Annotated in this window: 22 protein-coding genes; 12 read left to right on the plus strand and 10 right to left on the minus strand. The window is 70.5% G+C overall.

What is annotated here, in order from left to right:
- Window positions 1-3 precede the first annotated feature (3 nt).
- The 6 genes from ACIPSJ_RS08040 (at window position 4) to ACIPSJ_RS08065 (ending at window position 6,915) form a co-directional block, all read left to right on the plus strand.
- Window positions 4-1,320, plus strand: coding sequence for a pectate lyase (locus ACIPSJ_RS08040; protein ID WP_359224823.1), 1,317 nt, complete (start codon window positions 4-6; stop codon window positions 1,318-1,320).
- Window positions 1,321-1,422: 102 nt separating this feature from the next.
- On the plus strand, window positions 1,423-2,538 hold the full coding sequence (locus ACIPSJ_RS08045) for a pectinesterase family protein (protein ID WP_401344379.1): 1,116 nt from the start codon (window positions 1,423-1,425) through the stop codon (window positions 2,536-2,538).
- 1 nt (window position 2,539) lies between these two features.
- A complete protein-coding gene (locus tag ACIPSJ_RS08050; RefSeq protein ID WP_401344381.1) occupies window positions 2,540-3,574 on the plus strand; it encodes a pectinesterase family protein in 1,035 nt (344 codons plus the stop codon).
- A gap of 22 nt (window positions 3,575-3,596) precedes the next feature.
- The gene (locus ACIPSJ_RS08055) at window positions 3,597-4,709 is read left to right on the plus strand and encodes a chondroitinase-B domain-containing protein (protein ID WP_401344383.1); all 1,113 of its coding nucleotides are present in this window, start codon (window positions 3,597-3,599) and stop codon (window positions 4,707-4,709) included.
- 108 nt (window positions 4,710-4,817) lie between these two features.
- Entirely contained in the window at window positions 4,818-5,615 is a 798-nt protein-coding gene (locus tag ACIPSJ_RS08060; RefSeq protein ID WP_401344385.1) for an HAD family acid phosphatase, read from the plus strand.
- A gap of 145 nt (window positions 5,616-5,760) precedes the next feature.
- Window positions 5,761-6,915 carry a right-handed parallel beta-helix repeat-containing protein gene (locus ACIPSJ_RS08065; protein WP_359220659.1) on the plus strand — a complete coding sequence of 385 codons (1,155 nt, stop codon included), beginning with the start codon at window positions 5,761-5,763 and terminating at the stop codon, window positions 6,913-6,915.
- Between the two features lie 263 nt (window positions 6,916-7,178).
- Here the strand turns inward: ACIPSJ_RS08065 and ACIPSJ_RS08070 are convergent, their stop codons facing one another.
- Both ACIPSJ_RS08070 and ACIPSJ_RS08075 read right to left on the minus strand, forming a co-directional pair.
- Window positions 7,179-8,030 carry a hypothetical protein gene (locus ACIPSJ_RS08070; RefSeq protein WP_401344387.1) on the minus strand — a complete coding sequence of 284 codons (852 nt, stop codon included), beginning with the start codon at window positions 8,028-8,030 and terminating at the stop codon, window positions 7,179-7,181.
- The gene (locus tag ACIPSJ_RS08075) at window positions 8,027-8,596 is read right to left on the minus strand and encodes a SigE family RNA polymerase sigma factor (protein ID WP_359220655.1); all 570 of its coding nucleotides are present in this window, start codon (window positions 8,594-8,596) and stop codon (window positions 8,027-8,029) included. The genes ACIPSJ_RS08070 and ACIPSJ_RS08075 overlap by 4 nt, the downstream gene beginning before the upstream one ends.
- Window positions 8,597-8,840: 244 nt before the next feature.
- Between ACIPSJ_RS08075 and ACIPSJ_RS08080 the strand changes: the two genes are divergently transcribed.
- Entirely contained in the window at window positions 8,841-10,292 is a 1,452-nt protein-coding gene (locus ACIPSJ_RS08080) for an NCS2 family permease (protein ID WP_359220653.1), read from the plus strand.
- Between the two features lie 121 nt (window positions 10,293-10,413).
- Here ACIPSJ_RS08080 and ACIPSJ_RS08085 read toward each other — a convergent pair whose 3' ends face one another.
- Both ACIPSJ_RS08085 and ACIPSJ_RS08090 read right to left on the minus strand, forming a co-directional pair.
- On the minus strand, window positions 10,414-11,871 hold the full coding sequence (locus ACIPSJ_RS08085) for a peptidoglycan D,D-transpeptidase FtsI family protein (protein WP_401344389.1): 1,458 nt from the start codon (window positions 11,869-11,871) through the stop codon (window positions 10,414-10,416).
- Window positions 11,872-11,956: 85 nt separating this feature from the next.
- Window positions 11,957-12,730: an IclR family transcriptional regulator gene (locus tag ACIPSJ_RS08090; protein ID WP_046727921.1), complete on the minus strand. Its 774-nt coding sequence runs from the start codon at window positions 12,728-12,730 to the stop codon at window positions 11,957-11,959.
- A 141-nt stretch (window positions 12,731-12,871) separates the two neighbouring features.
- Between ACIPSJ_RS08090 and ACIPSJ_RS08095 the strand changes: the two genes are divergently transcribed.
- From ACIPSJ_RS08095 to ACIPSJ_RS08115, 5 genes are all read left to right on the plus strand, one after another.
- On the plus strand, window positions 12,872-14,401 hold the full coding sequence (locus ACIPSJ_RS08095; protein ID WP_359220648.1) for an aldehyde dehydrogenase (NADP(+)): 1,530 nt from the start codon (window positions 12,872-12,874) through the stop codon (window positions 14,399-14,401).
- A gap of 103 nt (window positions 14,402-14,504) precedes the next feature.
- Complete coding sequence (locus ACIPSJ_RS08100) at window positions 14,505-15,113, plus strand: DUF1349 domain-containing protein (RefSeq protein WP_359220646.1); 609 nt, start codon at window positions 14,505-14,507, stop codon at window positions 15,111-15,113.
- A gap of 64 nt (window positions 15,114-15,177) precedes the next feature.
- Window positions 15,178-15,684, plus strand: a complete 507-nt coding sequence (locus tag ACIPSJ_RS08105; protein ID WP_401344392.1) for a GNAT family N-acetyltransferase — start codon at window positions 15,178-15,180, stop codon at window positions 15,682-15,684.
- 88 nt (window positions 15,685-15,772) lie between these two features.
- Complete coding sequence (locus ACIPSJ_RS08110) at window positions 15,773-16,489, plus strand: DsbA family oxidoreductase (protein ID WP_359220641.1); 717 nt, start codon at window positions 15,773-15,775, stop codon at window positions 16,487-16,489.
- A 97-nt stretch (window positions 16,490-16,586) separates the two neighbouring features.
- Complete coding sequence (locus ACIPSJ_RS08115; RefSeq protein WP_359220639.1) at window positions 16,587-17,648, plus strand: aminotransferase class V-fold PLP-dependent enzyme; 1,062 nt, start codon at window positions 16,587-16,589, stop codon at window positions 17,646-17,648.
- A 68-nt stretch (window positions 17,649-17,716) separates the two neighbouring features.
- Here ACIPSJ_RS08115 and thpD read toward each other — a convergent pair whose 3' ends face one another.
- From thpD to ACIPSJ_RS08145, 6 genes are all read right to left on the minus strand, one after another.
- Window positions 17,717-18,604, minus strand: a complete 888-nt coding sequence (thpD, locus tag ACIPSJ_RS08120; RefSeq protein ID WP_401344394.1) for an ectoine hydroxylase — start codon at window positions 18,602-18,604, stop codon at window positions 17,717-17,719.
- Window positions 18,605-18,606: 2 nt separating this feature from the next.
- On the minus strand, window positions 18,607-19,005 hold the full coding sequence (locus ACIPSJ_RS08125) for an ectoine synthase (RefSeq protein WP_355727268.1): 399 nt from the start codon (window positions 19,003-19,005) through the stop codon (window positions 18,607-18,609).
- Between the two features lie 28 nt (window positions 19,006-19,033).
- The gene (gene ectB / locus ACIPSJ_RS08130) at window positions 19,034-20,305 is read right to left on the minus strand and encodes a diaminobutyrate--2-oxoglutarate transaminase (protein ID WP_401344397.1); all 1,272 of its coding nucleotides are present in this window, start codon (window positions 20,303-20,305) and stop codon (window positions 19,034-19,036) included.
- 11 nt (window positions 20,306-20,316) lie between these two features.
- Window positions 20,317-20,832, minus strand: coding sequence for a diaminobutyrate acetyltransferase (gene ectA / locus ACIPSJ_RS08135; protein WP_359220632.1), 516 nt, complete (start codon window positions 20,830-20,832; stop codon window positions 20,317-20,319).
- A 239-nt stretch (window positions 20,833-21,071) separates the two neighbouring features.
- On the minus strand, window positions 21,072-21,599 hold the full coding sequence (locus tag ACIPSJ_RS08140) for a DinB family protein (protein ID WP_401344399.1): 528 nt from the start codon (window positions 21,597-21,599) through the stop codon (window positions 21,072-21,074).
- Window positions 21,600-21,650: 51 nt separating this feature from the next.
- The gene (locus ACIPSJ_RS08145) at window positions 21,651-22,751 is read right to left on the minus strand and encodes a pyridoxal-phosphate-dependent aminotransferase family protein (RefSeq protein ID WP_401344401.1); all 1,101 of its coding nucleotides are present in this window, start codon (window positions 22,749-22,751) and stop codon (window positions 21,651-21,653) included.
- Window positions 22,752-22,810: the final 59 nt, after the last annotated feature.

Raw genomic sequence — 22,810 nt, forward strand, 5'->3', positions numbered from 1 at the left:
ACAGTGCGTACACAGATATGTCATGGACGCGTCATTGGCGCGCTGGCCGGCTGCACGGCCCTCGTCCTGGCCGCGACCGGGACCGCCCAGGCCGCCGCCCCGCACCGGACCGCGCTCGACCGCCAGGTGCTCGCCGCCAACGACGGCTGGGGCTCTGCGACCACCGGCACCAGCGGCGGGTCCGCCGCCGACGCCGCGCACGTCTACACCGTCACCACCTGGGACGAGTTCAAGGCCGCCCTCGCCGACGGCGGCAGCGCGCCGAAGATCGTCAGGGTCGTGGGGACCATCGACGCGGACGGGCCGAGCTGCGACTCGTTCGCCGTGCCCGGCTACGACTTCGCCGCCTACCTCGCCAAGTACTCACCGGAGGCCTGGGGCCACTCCACCACCCTGGACAGCGAGCCCGACGACAGCCCGGAGGGGCTGCGCCGCGCCTCCCAGGCCCAGCAGGACGCCTACATCAAGGCCTACGTGCCGGCCAACACCACCATCGTCGGCGTCGGCAAGGACGCCGGCTTCAAGGGCGCCAGCCTGCAGATCAAGGCCGTCGACAACGTCATCGTCCGCAACCTGGGCTTCGAGAGCCCCCTGGACTGCTTCCCGCAGTGGGACCCGACCGACACCGCCGACGGCAACTGGAACTCCGAGTACGACAGCGCGGTGGTCTACGGGGCGACCCATGTCTGGATGGACCACGACACGTTCACCGACGGGGACCACCCGGACAGCACGCTGCCGTACTACTTCGGGCGGATCTACGAGCAGCACGACGGCGAACTGGACATCGTCAAGGGCGCCGACTACGTCACCGCCTCCTGGAACGTCTTCGAGGACCACGACAAGACGATCCTCATCGGCAACAGCGACAGCGCGTCCACGGCGGCCGTCGACCGCGGGCACCTCAAGGTCACCTTCCACCACAACCTGTTCGCCAACCTGGTGGAGCGGGCCCCGCGGGTGCGGTTCGGGCAGGTCGACTCCTACAACAACCACTTCGTCGCCGAGGACGGCTACGGCTACAGCTACGGCATCGGCATGGAGTCCCAACTCGTCGCCGAGCACAACGCGTTCACCCTCGCCGACGGGATCGGCGCCGGCACGATCCTGAAGAAGTGGAAGGAGGCGCCGCTCACCGCCGACGACAACTACGTCAACGGTGAACCGACGGACCTCATCGCCGTCCACAACACCGAGGTCCCCGGCGAGATCCTCCAGTCCGGCGCCGGCTGGACCCCGACCCTGCGCACGCGGATCGACCCGGCGCAGGCCGTGCCGCGCGTCGTCGACTGCGGCGCGGGCGCCGGCCGCCTGCGCTGACACCCCCGGGGCCGGGGCGGCGCGCGCCCCGGCCCCCACACCCCCCACGGCAAAGGACGTACCGCCACCCCTCCTTCTTCGCCACCGTCAAGGAGCACCCGCATGTCCTCGCCCCACCTTCCCCTGTCCAGACGGGGTTTCCTGCTCGCGAGCGCCGGGGCGGGCGCCGCGCTCGGCCCGGCCGCCCTCCCCGCGCACGCCTCGGGCCGCCCCTTCGGCCGCTATGGCTCCCCGCAGCGCCGCCTCACCCCGCAGACCCTCTACGTCGACCCGTACGGGCGCGGTGACTTCACCACCGTCCAGGCCGCCGTCACCGCCGCCACCGGCAGCGGACGGACCCTGGTCCTCGCGCCGGGCGTCTACCGGGAGACGGTCGTCGCCGACACCACCCGCACCGAGGCCACCTGGATCGGCGCCTCCGAGAACCCCCGTGACGTCGTCATCGTCTACGACAGGGCGGCCGGCACCCCCAAGCCGGGCGGCGGGACGTACGGCACCACCGGGTCCGCCACCGCCACCGTGCAGGGCGACGGCTTCACCGCCCGCTGGATCACCTTCGCCAACGACTGGCTGCGCGCCGACCACCCCGACATCAGCGGGACCCAGGCCGTGGCCCTGAAGGTGCAGGGCGACCGCAGCGCCTTCCACCACTGCCGCTTCCTCGGCCACCAGGACACCCTGTACGCCGACTCGACGGCCCTCGGTGTCTTCGCCCGGCAGTACTTCGCGCACTGCTACGTCGAGGGCGATGTCGACTTCGTCTTCGGGCGGGCCACGGCGGTGTACGAGGGCTGTCACTTCCGCACCCTGGACCGCGGCGACCTCGCCGCCGCCCCGTACGGGTTCGTCCTCGGGCCCTCGACGGCCGGCGCCAACCCGCGCGGCTACCTGGTGACCCGCGGCCGGGTGAGCAGCGCGGCCCCGGACGCCTTCTACAAGCTGGCCCGGCCCTGGGTGCCCAGCTCCGACACCACCGCCCGGCCCTCACTCGTCGTGAGGGACACCGTCCTCGGCCCCGGGATCGACGCCGTCGCCCCCTACACCGACATGTCGGCGAGCTTCCCCTGGCAGTCCATGCGGTTCGCCGAGTACCGCAACAGCGGCCCGGGCGCGGTCGTCTCCGTCCCCGAGAACCGGCCCCAACTCACCGACGAGCAGGCCGGGTCGGCGACCCGGGAGACCTACCTCGGCGACTGGACCCCGTGGCGGGGGTGCTGACATGCCGACCCGACGCACACTCCTCGCCGCCGGTGCCGTGCTGGCCATGGGCTCGGCCACCGGCTTCACCCACGACCGCCGTGTCCTGCACGTCCGCCCCGGTGACTCCGTGCAGGCCGCCGTGGACGCGGTGGCCGGACCCGGGTGGACCATCGTCGTGCACCCGGGAACCTACCGCCAGGTCGTCAACGTGCCTGCCGAGAAAGCCGAGTTGACGATCCGGGGCGCCGGCCGCGACCCGCGGGCCGCCGTCATCGTCTACGACAACGCCAACGGGACGCAGCGGCCCGACGGTTCGGGGACCTACGGCACGGCCGGCTCCGCCACCTTCACCTCGGCGGCGCCGGGGCTGGTCGTCCGCGACCTCACCCTCGCCAACGACTGGCTGCGCGCCGACCACCCCGACATCACCGGCACCCAGGCCGTCGCCGCGTACCTGACCGGGGACCGCACCCACTTCGAGAACGTCCGGCTCCTGGCCCACCAGGACACCCTGTTCGCGGACACCACCGCGCTTGACTCCTTCGACCGGCAGTTCTTCCACGGCTGCCACATCGAGGGCGATGTCGACTTCGTCTTCGGGCGGGCGCGGGCGGTGTACGAGCACTGCCGCTTCCGCACCCTGCCACGGGACGTGGCCTTCACCCCCAAGGGCATGGTGTTCGCCCCCTCGACCGCCCGTGCGAACCCGTACGGGTTCCTCGCCGTCCGCTGCCGGTTCTCCTCCGGCGCGGAGGACGGGGCGTACAAGCTGGCGCGGCCCTGGGTGCCGACGTACGAGACCACCGCCTGGCCCTCGCTGGTCGTGCGGGACAGCCTCATCGGCCCCGGGATCGACCCCGTCGCGCCCTACACGAACATGCGGGACGCCTACCCCTGGCAGTCCATGCGGTTCGCCGAGTACCGCAACTCCGGGCCGGGCGCGGTGATCACCGTCCCCGGGAACCGGCCCCAGCTCACCGACGCCGAGGCGCTGTCGCACACCCCCGCGGCCTACCTCGGCGACTGGAAGCCCCAGCGCGTTCCCCTCCCCTGATCGACGAAAGGACCCGCACGTCATGCGTCGACTCAGCACCTTCACCGCGCTCGCCGTGACCACGGCCTCGCTCGGACTCGCCGTCATCGCCACCCCGGCCCACGCGGCGACCGTCGTGGTCAGCAACTCCACCGACCTGACCAGCGCCATCAAGAACGCCACCGCCGGCACGGTCATCCAGGTCCGCGGCGGCACCTACTACCCGACGGCCACCCTCCAGTCCACGGCGAACGGCACCTCCTCCGCGCCGATCACGCTCACCGCGTACGGCTCGGAGACCGTCAAGATCGACGGTTCCTCGCTCGCCGCCGGCTCCTGGATCTTCAAGCTGACCGCGGACTACTGGAACGTCTCCAACATCACCTTCCAGAACTCCCCGGACAGCGCGGTGGTCTGCCAGTCCTGCACCGGCACCAACTGGAGCAACGTCAAGACCATCAACGGCGGCGACTCCGGCTTCACGCTCACCGGGGACGGGACCGTGAACAACACGGTCAAGAACCTCGACTCGTACGGCAACTACGACGCCGCCACCCACGGTCAGAACGCGGACGGCGTGGCCATCAAGTTCGGCTCCGGCACCGGCAACCTGGTCACCGGCGCCCGGCTGTACAACAACTCGGACGACGGGATCGACCTGTGGTCCTTCTCCTCGCCGGTCACCATCGAGCACACCTGGTCCTTCGGCAACGGCGTCAACCGCTGGGGCGACTCCGCCTTCGAGGGCAACGGCAACGGCTACAAGCTCGGCGGCAACGGCGTCACCGTCGCCCACGTCGTCAACAACTCCGCCGCCTGGGGGAACGCCGGCAACGGCTTCACCGAGAACTCCAACACCGGCGCGATCGTCATCAACCGCACCACCGCCTACGCCAACAGCGGCTGGGGCTACTACTTCGCCACCAGCGCGGCCCGCCTCGGCAAGAACCTCGCGGTGAGCAACGGCAGCGGCTCGGTGAGCAAGGGCTCCTCGGTGGTCTCCGCCGGCAACAACTGGGACAGCGGCATCTCCACGCCGTCGTTCGTCTCCACGGACGCCTCCACCACGTACAACGCCCGCACGTCGGACGGCTCCCTGCCGTCGACGACGTTCCTCACCACCGGCAGCAGCACGATCGGCGCCACGATGAACTGACCGGAATCCGCGGTCCGGGGCGCTTGACCCGGTTTTTGCCTGTGGATGAGATATCGATCAGGCAACGGGTCTCGCGCCCACCGGGGTGACGCGCGTAGAACTCCTGTCATGCATAAGTCACTTCGGATCGCGGCGATCACCGCCGCCTGTGCCGTCGCGGGAGGCGCCCTGTACGGCGCCGGTGCCGCCACCGCCGGTCAGTCGACCGCGAACTCCACCCACGAGCCGTACAACATCGGGCTCCTGGTGAAGGACATCGACACCTACTACGGCACCACCGCCGACGCCGACGGTGTCTACCAGGCGTCCGCGGACAGCCCGTACGCAAAGGACCTCGCGCGCGTCGACGCGGCCGCCAGGCGCCAGATCGACCAGGCCGCGCGCAAGGCGCACCACCGGGGCGAGAAGCCCGCGGTCGTCTTCGACATCGACGACACGCTGCTGCTCAGCCTCGACTACGAGAAGCGCTACAACTACACGTACAACTCGACCACCTGGGCCGACTACGTCAACAAGGCCGACCGGCCGGGCGTGTTCGGCAGCGCCGAGCTCGTGCGGTACGCGGCGAGCAAGGGTGTGGAGGTCTTCTACAACTCCGGTCTGAGCGAGGCGCAGCGCACCGCCGCCGTGGAGAACCTGAAGAAGATCGGCGCCGACGTCAACCTCGACTCCGCGCACATGTTCCTCAAGGACAAGGCCAACCCGCCGGCCTACCTGAGCGCCTGCGCCACCCCGGGCACCTGGAACTGCACCACCGTGCAGTACAAGTCCGGCACCCGCAAGCACATCGAGGACGACCTCGGCTACGAGATCGTCGCCAACCTCGGCGACCAGTACTCGGACCTGGACGGCGGTTACGCGGACCGCACGTACAAGCTGCCGAACCCGACGTACTTCGTGTCCTGACGAAAGTTTCCCGGCCGCCGTGGCAACCCTTTCCGGCCACGGCGGCGACTGGGAGACAGAAACGGGCCGGGGCGGCCCCTCCGGCCCGTTTCGTCCCCCCCTCGTCAGTACGTCCCGTCAGGGGCGTCAAGGAAAGGAACGGCCAGTGCGCTTCAGCACCGGACGCCACCGCAGGACGCGTACCCTCTCGATCGCCGCGGCGGTGGCCGTCGCCGCGGGAGCGGGAGGCGTCTACCTCGGCCTGTCGAACGGCGGTGCCCAGGCCGCCGGCAGCACGGTCACCGTCTCCACCACCGCACAGCTGGAGTCGGCCGTCGCTAACGCCGCCGCCGGTGCCGTCATCCAGGTGCGCGCGGGCACGTACTACCCGACCGCCACCCTCAAGTCGACGGCCAGCGGCACGGGTTCCGCCCGGATCACCCTTGAGGCCCACGGCAGCGAGAAGGTGAGGATCGACGGCTCCAAGCTGCCCGCCGGCTCCTGGCTCACCGGGATCTACGGCAGCTACTGGACCGTACAGAACCTCACCTTCCAGAACTCCCCGGCCCAGGGCTTCGTCGTCACCTCGTCCACGGGCGGCATCTTCAAGAACCTCGTCACCGCGAACAACGGCGACTCCGGGTTCACCCTGCGCGGCGACAACACCGTGAACAACCTCGTGCAGAACCTGGACAGTTACGGCAACTACGACAAGGCCGGGCACGGGCAGAACGCCGACGGGATCGCCATCAAGTTCGGCTCGGGCACGGGCAACAAGGTGACCGGCGCGCGCCTCTACAACAACTCGGACGACGGCCTGGACCTCTGGCAGTTCTCCTCGCCGGTCAGGATCGAGCACAGCTGGGCCTTCGGCAACGGCAAGAACCGGTGGAACGACTCGGCGTTCGAGGGCAACGGGAACGGGTTCAAGCTGGGCGGTGGCGGCGTCGCCGTCGCGCATGTCGTCAACGACGACGCGTCCTGGGACAACACGCTCAACGGGTTCACCGAGAACTCCAACACCGGCGCGATCGTGCTGAACCGGAACACGGCGTACGCCAACGGCGAGGCCGGGTTCTTCTTCCAGACCGGCAAGTCGCGGCTGGCGCGGAACCTGTCGGTGAGCAACAAGGGCGGCAAGGCCACGCTCGGCTCCGCCACGGTCTCCGCCGCGAACAACTGGGACAGCGCGGTGAGCGCCCCGACGTTCAGGTCGACGGACGCGACGACCGCGTACGGGGCCCGGGGCTCCGACGGCTCGCTGCCCGCCACGACCTTCCTGACCACGGGGTCCACCACCATCGGGGCGACCATGGACTGAGGCCGGTCCGTGCCCGAGGCTCACGGTTCCCCGCGCCCCTGCCGCTTCTTCTGGGGGCGCGGGGAACCGTGTTCGAACGGCCGCTGCGGACGGCATGTTCCCGGACCTCACCACCGGGGGTCGTACCACCGCCCTCGCGACCGCCGGGGCGAGCCGGTTCGCCGCAGTACGGCCGGGCTCGCCCGTCACTTCCCGGTCGCCGCCGGCGGGCAGAAGGTTGCCGTGCCCGCGCAATTTCTTCTGGCCGTGCCCGCGGAACTTCTCTACGAGTCGCCGTCGGCTGTCGTGTGGGTCGCGAAGTCGCCGGTCACCGCGTACTGCTTGCCGTCCGCGCCGCCGGTGATCGTGTAGCTGTCCTTCTTGGCGTCGCGGCCGCCCTGCTGGTGGTTGTACTGGCCCGCGAACACCCACTCGCCGACGGCGACCTTGCTGCCCGGCTTGAGCGTCCAGGTGTAGACCAGGAAGCCGTCCTGCTCGGCCACCGTCTGCGTGAAGTCGTTCTCCGGCAGCGAGCGCCAGGCTCCGGCGTCGGACACCCCGCCGGTCTGGGCGACCTTCAACTGAACCGTGAGCGAGGTCAGTTGCCGCGAGGCTTTGAGGGTCACGTCGGACTGGGCCCAGAAGTCGTTGCTGTGCGGGTCCACCGAGCCGTCCGACCACAGCGGGCCGTCCTCCTCACCCTTCGCGACGGGCGCGACCGGGGTGGCGGAGGCCTTCGGGGTCGACGAGGGCGGCGCACTCGCCCGCGGGGAGGAGGCCGTGGCGGACGTGCTGGGGGCCGGCGGGGCGGCCGAGCGGGACGGCGGGCGCGAGGTCGCGTCCGGGGACCCGGAGGGCGCCGGAGACACCGCGACCGTCTTCTCCGTGGGCGTGTCCTTCACGGCCGAGGCGACCGCGTAGCCGCCGACTCCGAGGACCGCGGCGACCGCGGCCGTGGCGCTGACCACACGGATCCAGCCGAACACGGGCGGCAGGGTGGCGCGATGGCCGGTGCGGGCCTGCGGTGCCATGCCCCGCTCGACCCGGGCCAGGATCCGGGCGCGGTCCGGTTCGTGCGCCTCGGCCGCCTCGTGCAGCCGGGCGCGCAGCTCGTCGTGCACGTCCTGCTGCCTCATCGGTTCCTTCCTCCGCTCTGGCCGGCGCGCGGCGCCATCGCCGCGTGCACCCGCTGCGGAACACTCTGGTCGCCCAGGAGCTTCTGCAGCTCGGCCATGCCCTTCGACGTCTGGCTCTTAACCGTACCCACCGAGATTCCCAGGGCGAGCGCGGTGTCCTTCTCCGACAGGTCGAACGCGTGTCGAAGCACCACACACGCCCGTTTGCGGAAGGGCAGGCGGCGCAACGCCCCCTGGACGTCGACCACCCCGGCGACATCGGGGTTCTCGGTCTTCTCCTCGCGCTGCGACCAGAACAGGGCGATACGGCGCCGCTCGCGCACGGCGCTGCGGATGCGGGTGCGGGCCAGATTGGCGACGACACCCCGGGCGTAGGCCACCGGGTGGTCGGCCGCGCGCACCCGGTCCCAGCGGTGCCAGAGGGCCAGCAGCGCGTCGGCCGCCAGGTCGTCGGCCGCGTCGGACTCGCCGGTCAGCATGTAGGCGAGGCGGGAGAGCTCCGCGTAGTGGCGTTCGAAGAAGGCATGGAACTCCACGGAGGCGGCGTCGTCGACGACTGTGCCCACGGGTGACCTCTTCTGTCGGGGTGCTTCTGGCAGGGTGCTTGTGTCATGCAGATGACATGTGAACGTCCGGAGAGACGTTTCGGCGAGATCCGGAGCGTAGCAGTGGTCATTTCGTGTGCTTCGTACGGGGGTTCGGTGTGCCGAGCCTGATTCCGTAACACGGGGAAAACCTGAAACTGGTTCAACGCGGGAACAATCCAGCCAGCATCCGCACACGAACGCTCAGTCGACGAGGAGTACGACCATGTCCGAGACGCAGAAGGTGGACCCGCCGCGCGGCGCGGCGCCACCTGTAGGGAACGGCGTCGACCGGTTCTTCAAGATCTCCGAACGGGGCTCCACCTTCGGCCGGGAGATACGCGGCGGCTTCGCCACGTTCTTCACCATGGCCTACATCCTTGTCCTGAACCCCATCATCCTCGGCAGCGCCAAGGACAAGTTCGGCCACACCCTCGACACCGGCCAACTCGTCACCGCCACCGCGCTGGTGGCCTGCGTGATGACGATCATCATGGGCGTCGGCGGCAACCTGCCCCTCGCCATCGCCGCCGGTCTCGGCCTCAACGCCGTCGTCGCCTTCCAACTGGCGCCGCTGATGAGCTGGTCCGACGCGATGGGGCTGGTCGTCCTCGAAGGCCTGCTGATCTGTGTGCTCGTGGTGACCGGCCTGCGCGAGGCCATCATGAACGCGATCCCGCAGCAGATGAAGCAGGCGATCGGCGTCGGCATCGGCCTGTTCATCGCGTTCATCGGCTTTGTCGACGCCGGGTTCGTCAGCCGGATCCCGGACGCCGCGCAGACCACGGTGCCGGTGCAGCTGGGTGCTGTCGGCCGGCTCACCGGCTGGCCCGTACTCGTCTTCTGTCTTGGCGTGCTCCTGACCATCGCGCTGGTCGCCCGCAAGGTGAAGGGCGCGATCCTGATCAGCATCGTCACGATGACCGTCGTTGCGATCGTCATCGACTCGGTCGCCGACATCAAGAGCTGGGGCCTGACCACGCCGAAGGTCCCCGACAAGATCGTGGCCGCCCCCGACTTCGGGCTCGTCGGTCACTTCAGCCTGTTCGGCGGCTTCGCCAAGGCCGGTGTGCTCACCGCCGTGCTGCTGGTCTTCACCCTGATCCTGTCCGACTTCTTCGACGCCATGGGCACGATCGTCGGCATCAGCGCGGAGGCCGGACTGCTCGACGACAAGGGGCAGGTGCCGGGCATCGGGCGGGTGCTGTTCATCGACGGCGCGGCGGCCGTGGCCGGCGGCATCGGCTCGGCCTCCTCCAACACCGCGTACATCGAGTCGGCCGCCGGGGTGGGGGAGGGCGCCCGCACCGGCTTCGCCAACCTGGTCACCGGCGGCCTGTTCGGGCTCGCGCTCTTCCTCACCCCGCTGCTGACCATCGTCCCGCTGCAGGCGGCGGCGCCCGCGCTGATCGCCGTGGGCTTCCTGATGATGACCCACGTCAAGCACATCGACTGGGACAGGTACGAGATCGCCATCCCGGCGTTCCTGACGATCGCCGCGATGCCGTTCACCTACTCCATCACGGACGGCATCGGGGCGGGCTTCCTGTCGTACGTCGTCATCAAGGCGGTGCTGGGGAAGGCGAAGGAGGTCAACTGGCTGCTGTGGGTGGTCTCGGCGCTGTTCCTGGTGTACTTCGCGATCGATCCGGTGGAGCAGGTGCTGGGCGTGAAGTAGGGGGCGGGGCGCGGGAGTGCGTTGTCGGCCGCGGGTTCGTCGTGGCTGGTCGCGCACACGCGGCGGAGCCGCATATTGATACAGCCCCGCGCCCCTTAGGGGGCGCTTCAGCTCGGGGCGTCTACTTGAGAGCCGCTTGCATCATCGCCTTCGCCACCGGCGCCGCCAGCCCGTTGCCGCTGACCTCGGACCGGGCCGCGTCGGACTGCTCGACCATGACGGCCACGGCGACCTCCTTGCCCGTGCTGTCGGACTTGCCGTAGGACGTGAACCAGGCGTACGGCGTCTTGCTGTTGTTCTCGCCGTGCTGGGCCGTGCCCGTCTTGCCGCCCACGGTCACGCCGTCGATCAGCGCGTTCGTACCCGTGCCGTCCTTGACGACCGTCTCCATCGCGGACTGCAGCTGGTCGGCGGTCGAGGAGCTGACGATCTCCTTGCTGCTCGCCTCGTCGTCGTAGTTCTTCAGCACGTCGCCGCCGCTGTCGGTGATCTGCGAGACCATATGCGGCGAGACCAGCTTGCCGCCGTTGGCTATGGCGGCCGACACCATGGCCATCTGGAGCGGGGTCGCAGTGACGTCGAACTGGCCGATGCCGGAGAGGCCGGTCTGGGCCTTGTCCATGTCCTTGGGGTAGACGCTGGTGTAGGCGCGCACCGGCACGTCCAGCTTGTCGTCGTTGAAGCCGAACTTCTCGGCCATCGCCCGCACCTTGTCCTGGCCCAGATCGACGGCCATCTTGCCGAAGACGTTGTTGCAGGAGAAGCGCAGGGCGGTGCGGATCGAGGCGTCCTCGCAGGGCGCCGAGGTGTTCTCGTTCTTGAGCGGGGTGGTCGTGCCCGGCAGGGTGTACGGGTCGGGGCTGTCGGTCTTGGTGTCGACGTTCGCGTAGAGCCCGTCCTCCAGGGCCGCCGCCGCGACCACCAGCTTGAAGGTCGAACCCGGCGGCAGCGGCTGGCGCAGCGCCCGGTTGGTGAGCGGCTTGTCGCTGTCGGCGTTCAGCTTCTTCCAGGCCGTGCCGGCGGTGTTGGCGTCGGTGAGCGAGGAGGGGTCGTACGACGGGGTCGACACCACCGCCAGGATCTTGCCGGTCTTCGGGTCCATGGCGACGGCCGCGCCCTTGTTGCCGCCGAGCGCCTTGTACGCCGCCTTCTGGACGGCCGGGTCGATCGTCGTGACCACGTCACCCGGGTCGGCGCGCCGGTCGGTGACCGTGTCCATGACCGTCTTGAGCCGGGTGTCGGTGCCGTTGAGCAGGTCCTGGTAGATGCCTTCCAGCTGGGTCGGGGCATAGCTCTGCGAGGCGTAGCCCGTCACCGCCGCGTACAGCTTGCCGTCCGTGTACGTGCGCTTGTACTTGAGATCGCTGTTGCCCGAGGACCTCGTCGAGCCGGTGATCGCCTCACCGGCCACGATGATGTTCCCGAGCGGCTGTGAGTACGTCTCGATGACGTTGCGCCGGTTGTGCGTGTCGTCCGCGAGGGCCTGTCCATCGTAGAACTGCACCCATGTCGCCCTGCCCAGCAGGGCGAGCACGAGCAGCAGCGTGAAGACGGACGCCCGCCTGATCGTCTTGTTCATCCCACTCGGACAGACGAGCGAAGGCGGGGTGTTCGTTCCCCCGGAGCCGATTTCTCATGGTTCGCTCATGGGGCGGACGACCGCCTCACAGCCTGCGCGTCGCCAGCGTCAGACGGTCCCGCGCGTCGAACAGGGCGTCCTTGATCATCTGTTCGTGGGCGGGGGTGAGGCGGGCCACCGGTACCGAGCAGCTGATCGCGTCGCGGGCCGGGGTGCGGTACGGGATCGCCACGCCGAAGCAGCGCAGCCCCAGCGTGTTCTCCTCGCGGTCGACGGAGAAGCCCTGCTCGCGGATCTGGTGGAGCTCCTCGATGAGCTTCTCGCGGTCGGTGAGGGTGTGCTCGGTGAGCGCCGGGAGGGTCTCCGGCAGCAGCTTGCGGACCTGCTCGTCGGTGTGGGTGGCGAGCAGCGCCTTGCCGAGGGAGGTGGAGTGCGCGGGGAGGCGGCGGCCGACCCGGGTGAAGGGGCGCAGGTAGTGCTGGGACTGGCGGGTGGCCAGGTAGACCACGTTGGTGCCGTCGAGGCGCGCCAGGTGGATGGTCTCCGTGGTGTCGTCGGAGAGCCGGTCCAGGGTCGGACGGGCCGCCGCGACCACCTCGTCGCCGTCGATGTACGAGGTGCCGACCAGCAGCGCCCGCACCCCGATGCCGTACCGGGTGCCGGTCGCGTCCGTCTCCACCCAGCCCAGCTCCACGAGTGTGCGCAGCAGCATGTAGAGGCTGGACTTGGGATATCCGACGGCCTCCTGGACCGCCGCGAGGGAGTGCATACCGGGCCGGCCGGCGAAGTACTCGAGCAATTCCACGGTCCGCACCGCGGACTTGACCTGCGCCCCGCCGCCTGTCTCGCCTGCCGACATCGCCCTTGACCCCTTCGTTGGACGGGAAATAGTCTCCAACAGCATATTCATCATCAGAGACAGCGTTCAGTATATCGAACACCCCTGGTGAATGAACCCGGATACTGCGGTAAGAAAACGCAACTCATGGAGGGACCCGCGGTGGCAGCAGCACCAGTCTGGAGTGTCGACCCGCGCACCGGGAAGCAGCGTGAACAGGTTGCGGTGGAGGCCACAGCCGAAGAGGTGGACGCCGTCGTCACGGCCGCGCACGCCGTACGCGGTTCCCTCGCCGACCGCACGGTCCGCGCCGCCTTCCTGCGCTCGGCCGCCGCCGGACTCGACGCGGCCAAGGACCGGCTGGTCGAGGCCGCCGACGCGGAGACCGCGCTGGGCCCGGTCCGGCTCACCGGCGAACTCGCCCGCACCGTCTACCAGCTGCGGGCCTTCGCGGACATCGTCGACGAGGGCGCCTTCCTCGACGTCATCATCAACCACCCGGACGCCACCGCCACCCCGCCCATCCCGGACCTGCGCCGCTACAAGGTCCCGCTGGGCGTCGTCGCCGTCTACTCGGCCTCCAACTTCCCCTTCGCGTTCTCCGTCGCCGGCGGCGACACCGCGAGCGCGCTGGCCGCCGGCAACCCGGTCGTCGTCAAGGCCCACCCCGACCACCCGGCCCTGTCCGAGCTGGTCGCCAAGGTGCTGCGCCGGGCCGCCGCCGAGCACGGCATCCCGGACGCCGTCCTCGGACTCGTGCACGGCTTCGAGGCCGGCCTCGAACTGGTCAGGCACCCGCTGGTCGCCGCGGCCGGCTTCACCGGCTCCATCCGCGGCGGACGGGCGCTGTTCGACGCGGCCGCCGCGCGACCGGTGCCGATCCCGTTCCACGGCGAGCTGGGCTCCCTGAACCCGGTCCTCGTCACGGAGGCCGCGGCCACCGAGCGCGCCGAGGAGATCGGTGCCGGGCTCGCCGGGTCGATGACCCTGGGCGTCGGGCAGTTCTGCGTCAAGCCGGGCCTGGTCCTGGTACCGGCCGGTGCCGCCGGTGACGGCCTGGTCAAGTCCCTCACGGACGCGGTCAGCAACACCGACGCGGGGGTGCTGCTCGACCACCGGATGCGGGACAACTTCATCGCCGGGGTCGCCGAGCGCGGCGAACTCCCCGACGTGGACAGCCCGGTGACGCCGGGGGCGGGCGGCGAGCACACCGTCAGCGCGGGGTTCCTCACGGTGGCGGCGAGCCGGCTGGCCGAGGCCGGCGCCTACGACCTGCTGCTGGAGGAGTGCTTCGGGCCGGTGACCGTGGTGGTCCGTTACGAGGACCGGGGCGAGGCGACGGCGGTGCTGTCGCGGCTGCCGGGCAACCTCACGGCCACGGTCCATGTCTCCGACGGGGAGGCCGCGGGGGAGGGGCTCGGCGCGGAGATCCTCGCGGAGCTGACGCCGCTGGCCGGGCGCGTGCTGGTCAACGGGTGGCCGACGGGGGTGGCCGTGGCGCCGGCCCAGCATCACGGTGGGCCCTACCCGGCGACGACCTCCACGTCGACCTCCGTGGGCGGGACCGCCATCGAGCGGTGGCTGCGGCCGGTGGCGTACCAGGGGGCGCCGTCGGCTCTGCTGCCGGCGGAGTTGAGGGACGAGAATCCGCTGGGGCTTCCTCGGCGGTTCAACGGGGTGCTGGAGCGGTAGCGCCGTGGGGGTGCGGGGTGCGTTGCGGAGTGCCGGTTCGATGTGGTTGCTCGCGCAGTTCCCCGCGCCCCTGACGGGGCGCGGCTGCTGACACAATCTGACCATGGACGTGGAACTTCCCGAACTTCCTTTCCCCCTCCGCACCTATGGGCCCGACGGGCACTGGTTCTATGAGGACGGTGTGCTCACCGGGTGGGCCGGGGCCCGGCAGGACCGGTTCGTCTCGCCGACCGGGGAGGCGCTGGATCCTGCTTCCGATGCGCCCCGGCTCCTTGGGGCGCCCGAAGGGGACTTCCAGCTGATCGCCCGGGTCACCGTCGGGTTCGGTGCCGCCTTCGACGCCGGTGTGCTGTACGTGCATGTCGGCGACCGGGCCTGGGCCAAGCTCTGTCTGGAGAACTCCCCGGACGTGCCGACCGTCTGCACGGTGGTCACCCGGGGGCACTCCGACGACTCCAACGCCTTCACCGTGGAGGGCAGTTCGGTGTGGCTGCGGATCAGCCGGACCGGGCGGGCGCTCGCCTTCCACGCCTCCCGCGACGGCAAGAAGTGGGTCTTCGTCCGGCTGTTCACCCTGGGCGGCGAGAAGGAGACGGGGGGCGCGCTGGTCGGCTTCATGACGCAGTCGCCGATGGGCGAGGGGTGCGTGGTGACGTACGACCACCTCGAGTTCAGGACCGACTGGCCGGCCGATCTGCGCGACGGCAGCTGACCGGGAACGCCGGGGCGGCGCGGCGGCAGGGAACCGGAGCGGGCCCGGGCGCGTCTTCCGGTGCATGATCAGTGACCGTGTGCATGGACTCCGTGTGATCCGTACGGCGCTGTCCGCCGAGGCGGAGAAGATCGCCGCGCTGCACCACCGGGCCCGCTCGACGTACTACCCGGACGGGCTGCCGGACGACGGGATGGACTGGACGGCCGCCTGGCGCTCCGCCGTCGAACGGCCCGACGGGCAGGTGCTGTGCGCGGTCGAGGCGGGCGAGATCATCGGCGTCGCCTCCTTCCGGCCCCCGGCGGAGGGCGCCCCCGCCGAAACGGTCAAGCTGTTCCAGTTCCATGTCGACCCCGGGCGCTGGCGGGCCGGCATCGGCACCGCCCTGCACACCGCCTGTGTGGAGCAGTGGCGGGCCGAGGGCAGGCGGACGGCCGTACTGGACGTGCATGTCGACAACCGGCGGGCCCAGGCCTTCTACGCCCGGCAGGGCTGGGTGCCGGATCCGGAGCAGCCGCCCGCCGAGGACGACCACCATCTCTACCTGCGGTACGCGGTGCATGGGGAATGACGCGGCGGACGAAGCGGGAATGAAGCGGGCTGGTTGAAGGTTCAGGTAGTTCGGAGACGTCCCCTTCACTACCTGGAGAGCCGAGAACATGCGCGTCGAGATCTGGAGCGACATCGCCTGCCCCTGGTGCTACGTGGGCAAGGCCCGCTTCGAGAAGGCCCTCGCCGCCTTCCCGCACCGTGACGAGGTCGAGGTCGTGCACCGCTCCTTCGAGCTGGACCCCGGCCGCGCCAAGGACGACGTCCAGCCGGTGCTCGCCATGCTCGGCAAGAAGTACGGCATGAGCGAGGCGCAGGCCCAGGCGGGCGAGGACAACCTGGGCGCGCAGGCCGCCGCCGAGGGTCTCGACTACCGCACCCGGGGCCGTGACCACGGCAACACCTTCGACATGCACCGGCTGCTGCACCTCGCCAAGGCGGAGGGCCGCCAGGACGAGCTGGTCCAGATCCTCTACCGGGCGAACTTCGCCGAGGAGCGGTCCCTGTTCACCGAGGGCCCCGAGCGGCTCGTCGAGCTGGCCGTGGAGGCCGGACTGGACGCGGCGGCCGTGCGCGAGGTGCTCGCCGACCCGGCCGCCTACGCCGACGAGGTCCGCGCCGACGAGCGCGAGGCCGCCGAGCTCGGCGCGAACGGGGTGCCGTTCTTCGTGCTGGACCGGAAGTACGGGGTCTCGGGCGCCCAGCCCGCCGAGCTCTTCGCCCAGGCGCTCGGCCAGGCCTGGGACGCGCGTTCCCCGCTGAAGCTCATCGACGAGGGCGGCGCCGAGGCCTGTGGGCCGGACGGGTGCGCGGTCCCGCAGCACTGAGAAAGGCCAGGTCGGCGCGGTCGTATAAGCATCGCTTAGCGGTTCCACGTAATAATCCGCAATGGACGGGGGGTTCCGTGGGCCGCAGAGTGGACGCATGGAGACCACGGAGACGTTCGAGAACCTCGTCCGCGCCGAGTTCACCCCGCAGAGCACCTACCTCAACACCGCCAGCAACGGCCTGCTGCCCGCCCGTACCGTGGCCGCCCTGCACGCGGCGGCGCTGCTGCGCGCCGAGGGGCGGCCACTGACCTCCCTGTACGAGGACGTGGAGGCGTGCCGGGCCGGGTACGCCCGGCTCGCCGGTGTTCCGCCGACCCGGGTGGCGGTGGGCGCCTCGGTCGCCGCGCACACCGGCGTGATCGCCGCCTCGCTGCCGGCCGGCGCCGAAGTGCTCACCGCCGAGGACGACTTCACCTCCGTACTGAACCCCTTCCACGTCCGCGGCGACCTCAAGGTCCGCGCGGTGCCGCTGGAGCGGATCGCCGAGTCCGTCCGCCCGGGCACCGCCCTGGTCGCGGTCAGCGCGGCCCAGTCCGCGGACGGCCGGATCGCCGACCTGCCCGCGCTGCGCGAGGCCGCCCGCACCCACGGGGCGCGGACCTACGTCGACTTCTCCCAGGCCGCCGGCTGGCTGCCGATGGACGCCGACGCCTTCGACTTCACCGCGTCCGTCGCCTTCAAGTGGCTGCTCGGCCCGCACGGCGCGGCCTTCCTCGTGGTCCCCGAGGACTTCGGCGGGCTCACCCCCGTGCTCGCGGGCTGGGTCGCGGCCGAGGAGCCGTGGGACAGCTGTTACGGCCCGGTCGCCGAACTCGCCCACTCCGCGAGGCGGTTCGACCTCACCCACGCCCTGTTCACCTGCGCCGGCCTGCGCCGCTCGCTCGACCTGATCGAGGAACTCGGCGTGGCCGCCGTCCACACCCACGACGTGGGCCTCGCCGACCGGTTCCGGGCCGGTCTTGCGCGCCTCGGGCACGAGCCGGTGGCCGCCCCCGGCTCCGCGATCGTCTCGGTCCCCGGGCTCGGCGGCCGGCAGCCCGAGCTGAGCCGGGCGGGCATCGAGGTCTCCAACCGCGCCGGCAACCTGCGGGCCGCCTTCCACCTGTACAACACGCCCGCCGACGTGGACCGCCTGCTGGACGTCCTGGCCGGCTGACCGGGGACACGGCCGGGCCGGGACCTCCCGTCCCGCGAGGAGATCCCGGCCCGGGGCTCATGGAGCGGTCACCTCACGGGCGTGAAGTCCCGCGCGCCGATGAACTCGGGCCGGCGGACCGGCGCCGCGAACGGCTCCACCGCCGCGTTCTCCACGCTGTTGAACACGATGAAGACGTTGCTGCGCGGGAACGGCGTGATGTTGTCGCCCGAGCCGTGCATGCAGTTGCAGTCGAACCAGGTCGCCGAGCCGGCCCTGCCGGTGAACAGCTTGATGCCGTACTCGCCCGCCATGGCGGTGAGCGCCTCGTCGGACGGGGTGCCCGCGTCCTGCATCTGCAGGGACTGCTTGTAGTTGTCCCTGGGCGTGGCGCCGGCGCAGCCCAGGAACGTCTTGTGCGAGCCCGGCATGATCATGAGCCCGCCGTTGGTGTCGTGGTTCTCGGTCAGCGCGATCGAGACGGACACGGCCCGCATGTTCGGCAGGCCGTCCTCGGCGTGCCAGGTCTCGAAGTCCGAGTGCCAGTAGAAGCCGCTGGCCCCGAACCCCGGCTTGACGTTGATCCGCGACTGGTGGACGTACACGTCCGAGCCGAGGATCTGCCGGGCCCGGCCGACCACCCGCTCGTCGTGCACCAGGTTCGCGAAGATCTCGCTGATCCGGTGCACCTCGAAGACGGACCGGATCTCCCGCGACTTCGGCTCGACGACCGAGCGCTCGTCGGCCCGGACCGCCGGGTCGGCGACCAGCCGCTCCAGCTCCCGCCGGTAGACGGCGACCTCGTCGTCCGCGATCAGCTGCTCGACGGCGAGGAAGCCGTCGCGGTCGAACGCCTCCAGCCGGTCCGTGGCGAACGGCCCGGGCGCGCCGGGCGCCGACCAGACGACCGGGTCCTTGCGGGGGACGGCGACCTCGGCGGGGCCACGGCTCGGGTACAGGTCGGTGATCGTGGTCATGGTCAGCCCTCCTCCGTCAGCAGGGGATAGACGCCGTTCTCGTCGTGGTCCTCCCGCCCGGTGACCGGCGGGTTGAACACGCAGACGCAGCGGAAGTCCTCCTTGACGCGCAGCGTGTGCCGCTCGTGCCCGTCGAGGAGGTACATGGTCCCGGGCGTGATCGTGTACGACGTCCCGGTCTCGCGGTCGGTCAGCTCGGCCTCGCCCTCGACGCAGACGACGGCCTCGATGTGGTTGGCGTACCACATCGACGTCTCGGTGCCCGCGTACAGGATCGTCTCGTGCAGCGAGAACCCGACCCGCTCCTTGGCGAGGACGATGCGTTTGCTCTCCCAGGTACCGGACGCGGACCTCACATGCCGGTCGGTGCCTTCGATTTCCTTGAACGATCGGACGATCACGGTTCTGCGATGCCTCCTAGCTGGTGTTTCAGACGGTTTCCCGGACGGCGCGGGCGAGGATGCTCAGCCCCTCGTCCAGCTCCTCCGGGGTGACGGTCAGGGCCGGCAGCAGCTTGACGACCTCGCTCTGAGGCCCCGACGTCTCGATGAGCAGCCCGAGTTCGAAGGCGCGCGCGGCGATCCGCCCGGCCCGCTCCTTGTCGTGGAACTCCAGGCCCCACACCAGGCCCCGCCCCCGGTACTCGCGGACGTCGGCGAGGTTCTCCTCGACGATCGCGATGAGCCCCTGCTCGATCTGCTCGCCCTTGGTCCGGGTCTGCTTCTCCATCGCCGGGCCGTCGCTCCAGTAGCTCTCCAGGGCGGCGGTCGCGGTGACGAAGGCGGGGTTGTTGCCGCGGAAGGTGCCGTTGTGCTCGCCCGGCTCCCACACGTCCAGCTCGGGCCGGAACAGGCACAGGGACATGGGCAGCCCGTACCCGCTGATGGACTTGGACACGGTGACGATGTCCGGGACGATCCCCGACTCCTCGAAGGAGAAGAAGGCGCCGGTGCGTCCGCAGCCCATCTGGATGTCGTCGACGATCAGCAGCATGTCCTGCCGCTCGCACAGCGCCTTCAGCGCGCGCAGCCACTCGGGCCGGGCGACGTTGATGCCGCCTTCGCCCTGCACGGTCTCCACGATCACCGCGGCGGGCTTGTTGAGCCCGGACCCCTGGTCCTCCAACAGCCGCTCGAACCACAGGAAGTCGGGCACGGTCCCGTCGAAGTAGTTGTCGAAGGGCATCGGCGTCCCGTGCACCAGCGGGATCCCGGCCCCGGCCCGCTTGAACGCGTTGCCGGTGACGGCCAGCGAACCGAGGGACATCCCGTGGAAGGCGTTGGTGAACGACACGATCGCCTCGCGCCCCTTCACCTTGCGCGCCAGCTTCAGCGCGGACTCCACGGCGTTGGTGCCGGTCGGCCCCGGGAACATGACCTTGTACGGCAGGTCGCGCGGGCGCAGCACCAGGTCCTGGAACGTCTGCAGGAACGACCGCTTGGCCGTGGTCGACATGTCGAGGCCGTGGGTGACCCCGTCGCGTTCCAGGTAGTCGAGCAACGCCCGTTTCAGTACGGGGTTGTTGTGGCCGTAGTTGAGCGACCCGGCGCCGGCGAAGAAGTCCAGGTACGCGTGTCCGTCCTCGTCGTACATCCGGCTGCCCCGGGCACGGTCGAAGACGGTCGGCCAGCCACGGCAGTAGCTGCGGACCTCGGACTCCAGGGTCTCGAAGATACTCAGGTCGGGCTGGGTGATGGTCACGGTAGGGCTCCTCAGTGCGATGTGGGGGTCAAGGGGCCGATGCGGTACAGGACTTCGGGGTCGTGCGGACCGTCGGGGAACTCGCCCGCCTCGAACAGCACCGAGCGCTCCAGGGCGGCGCCGTGCCGGGCGGCGTACGACGTGAACAGGCGCTCCGAGGCGGTGTTGCCGGGCGTGATGGTGGTCTCGACGGCGGTGAGCGGCCGGTCGGCCGCCACCTGGGCCGTGAGGCCGTCCAGCAGCCGTGCCGCGATACCGCGTCCGCGCTGCGCGGCGTCCACGGCCACCTGCCAGACGAGCAGGGTGTCCGGCCGGTCCGGCCGGGTGTACCCGGTCACGAACCCGACGGGCTCACCGTCCGCGCCGCGCGCCACCACCGACGTGCCGGCGAAATCCCGGCACCACAGCAGATAGCTGTAGGAGGAGTTCAGATCGAGGCTTCTCGAATCCTTCGCGATACGCCAGAGAGCGGCGCCGTCGGTCACCAGCGGGCGCTCGACGGTCAGGTCTGCTTGTGGGGCAGTCATGCGGCTTGAATTTAGCGAGGCAAATACGAAAATGCACGGCGGGTGGCCTTGTCGGCTCAGTCGGGGGTGCCCGTATGTGCCGATATTTCCCACCGCAAACCAGACAAAAAACCCTGTCATGTGGAGTGTGTCACAGGGTTGAAACCCGGATGAAATCTCCCCTGTTTAGCTCCGCAAAAAGCGGGCAGAAGAACTCGGGTAAGCCATCCACTGAAAGGGAATTCGGAATTGCTTTGAATTCAGGCTCCGGTAACGCCGTCGATACCCTCGCGCAGGATGTCGGCGTGCCCGTTGTGCCGCGCGTACTCCTCGACAAGATGCACGAACACCCACCGCAGACTGACCTCGACACCGTCCAGCGGCCCACCGGAGATCCGCCCGGTGTCGTCGAGCGACCGCCCCGCGCACAACTCCCGCCCCCGCGCGATCTCCCGCCGCCACACGCCCAGCGCCTCACCGAGCCCGCGCCCGGGGTCGAGCGCGTACCCCGTCTCGTCCTCATACACCGGAGCCACGTCGAGCCTCGCGAACACCCGCTGGAACCAGTTCCGTTCGACCTCGGCGAGATGCTGCACCAGCCCCAGCAGCGTCAGCGCGGACGGCGCCGCCGACGCCGTCCGTACCTGGGTGTCGTCCAGGCCCGAGCACTTCAGCGCGAGGGTCGCCCGGTGGTAGTCCAGCCAGCTTTCCAGCAGGGGGCGTTCGGCGCCGGTCAGGAGCGGGAAGGGGCGGCCGTCCGGGAGGGTGCTGGGCGTCTCGGTGGTCATGGGGGCAGGGTGGCACGGAAGGCCGCGGTGCCACCCGCCGCTTTTCGGTCCCTATCGCCAGGCGGACTCCGCCGCGCGCCGGGCGGCCTCCAGGTCCACGGTCAGGCCCTGCGCGGCGAGGCCGGCGCCGATGGCCGCGAGGCTCGACTGCACGGCGCGGACCGTGGCGTCGAGTCCGTAGTGGTTGACCCGGATCATCTCGCCGGACAGGGCGCCGCCGCCGGCGGCCAGCGGGAGGGTGCCGTCGCTCGCCAGGGCCTCGGCGACCAGTTCCGAGGCCACCACGCCGGCCGGTACCCGCAGGGTCGTGGCGACCGGTGCCGCGTCGGACTCCTCGTGGACGTACGGTGTCAGGCCGCCGCCGAGGGCCACCGCCCCGGCCCGGGTGGCCAGCGCGGCCGTACGGTGCCGCCGCATCACCGTGTCCAGGCCGTCCGCCTCGATCCGCTCCACGCACGCTTCGAGGGCCAGCATCTCCAGCTGGGCCGGCGCGTGCAGCAGCGCCTTGCGGCCGCCGTCGACCCAGCGCTCCTTCCAGTCCAGCAGGGAGAGGTAGGAGCGGCGCGGGGCGCGCGGGTTCGCCGCCATCCGGGCCCAGGCCCGCTCGCTGACCGACACCGCCGAGACGCCGGCCGGCCCGCCCATCGCCTTCTGTGCCCCGATCACGCACAGGTCCACACCCCACGCGTCCGGCAGCACCGGCTCCGCCCCGACCGAGGCGACCGCGTCGAGGTAGAAGAGGGCGCCCTGCTCCCGTACCGCCTCACCGATCTCCGCGACCGGGTTGGTGTTGCCGGTGGCCGCCTCCGCGTGCACCAGGGAGACGAAGTCGATCTCCGGGTGCTCCGCGAACGCCTCCCGGATCCGCGCGGCCGTCACCGCCGTGTGGAACGGCACGGCGAGGTCGATCACGGTCGCGCCGCAGTCCCGCAGCCAGTTCCCGAAGGTCTGCCCGTACGGGCCGGTGATCACGTTCAGGGCGACCGTTTCCGGCCCCGCCGTCGCCCGGATCGCGCCCTCCAGCGGCAGCAGCGCCTCGCCCTGCATGATCACCACGTCCTGGCGGGTATCCAGCAGCCGGGCCACCCGGTCCTCGATCGCGGCGAAGTGCGCGGCGCTCAGCGGGGGCAGGTCGAGGAAGGGATGGGTCACGGCGGTGCTCTCTTCGGTCGGTGCGGGGGAGATCCGGATGAGCGTAACCGGCAGGGCGA

It is taken from the genome of Streptomyces sp. NPDC090088, from assembly GCF_044747345.1.
GTDB lineage: Bacteria > Actinomycetota > Actinomycetes > Streptomycetales > Streptomycetaceae > Streptomyces.

Bases quoted from the DNA above. Each gene is read 5' to 3' on its own strand.
- ACIPSJ_RS08045 (WP_401344379.1), top strand. From the start codon at position 1,423: ATGTCCTCGCCCCACCTTCCCCTGTCCAGACGGGGTTTCCTGCTCGCG.
- ACIPSJ_RS08050 (WP_401344381.1), top strand. From the start codon at position 2,540: ATGCCGACCCGACGCACACTCCTCGCCGCCGGTGCCGTGCTGGCCATG.
- ACIPSJ_RS08055 (WP_401344383.1), top strand. From the start codon at position 3,597: ATGCGTCGACTCAGCACCTTCACCGCGCTCGCCGTGACCACGGCCTCG.
- ACIPSJ_RS08060 (WP_401344385.1), top strand. From the start codon at position 4,818: ATGCATAAGTCACTTCGGATCGCGGCGATCACCGCCGCCTGTGCCGTC.
- ACIPSJ_RS08070 (WP_401344387.1), bottom strand. From the start codon at position 8,030: ATGAGGCAGCAGGACGTGCACGACGAGCTGCGCGCCCGGCTGCACGAG.
- ACIPSJ_RS08080 (WP_359220653.1), top strand. From the start codon at position 8,841: ATGTCCGAGACGCAGAAGGTGGACCCGCCGCGCGGCGCGGCGCCACCT.
- ACIPSJ_RS08085 (WP_401344389.1), bottom strand. From the start codon at position 11,871: ATGAACAAGACGATCAGGCGGGCGTCCGTCTTCACGCTGCTGCTCGTG.
- ACIPSJ_RS08090 (WP_046727921.1), bottom strand. From the start codon at position 12,730: ATGTCGGCAGGCGAGACAGGCGGCGGGGCGCAGGTCAAGTCCGCGGTG.
- ACIPSJ_RS08100 (WP_359220646.1), top strand. From the start codon at position 14,505: ATGGACGTGGAACTTCCCGAACTTCCTTTCCCCCTCCGCACCTATGGG.
- ACIPSJ_RS08105 (WP_401344392.1), top strand. From the start codon at position 15,178: ATGATCAGTGACCGTGTGCATGGACTCCGTGTGATCCGTACGGCGCTG.
- ACIPSJ_RS08110 (WP_359220641.1), top strand. From the start codon at position 15,773: ATGCGCGTCGAGATCTGGAGCGACATCGCCTGCCCCTGGTGCTACGTG.
- ACIPSJ_RS08115 (WP_359220639.1), top strand. From the start codon at position 16,587: ATGGAGACCACGGAGACGTTCGAGAACCTCGTCCGCGCCGAGTTCACC.
- thpD (WP_401344394.1), bottom strand. From the start codon at position 18,604: ATGACCACGATCACCGACCTGTACCCGAGCCGTGGCCCCGCCGAGGTC.
- ectA (WP_359220632.1), bottom strand. From the start codon at position 20,832: ATGACTGCCCCACAAGCAGACCTGACCGTCGAGCGCCCGCTGGTGACC.
- ACIPSJ_RS08140 (WP_401344399.1), bottom strand. From the start codon at position 21,599: ATGACCACCGAGACGCCCAGCACCCTCCCGGACGGCCGCCCCTTCCCG.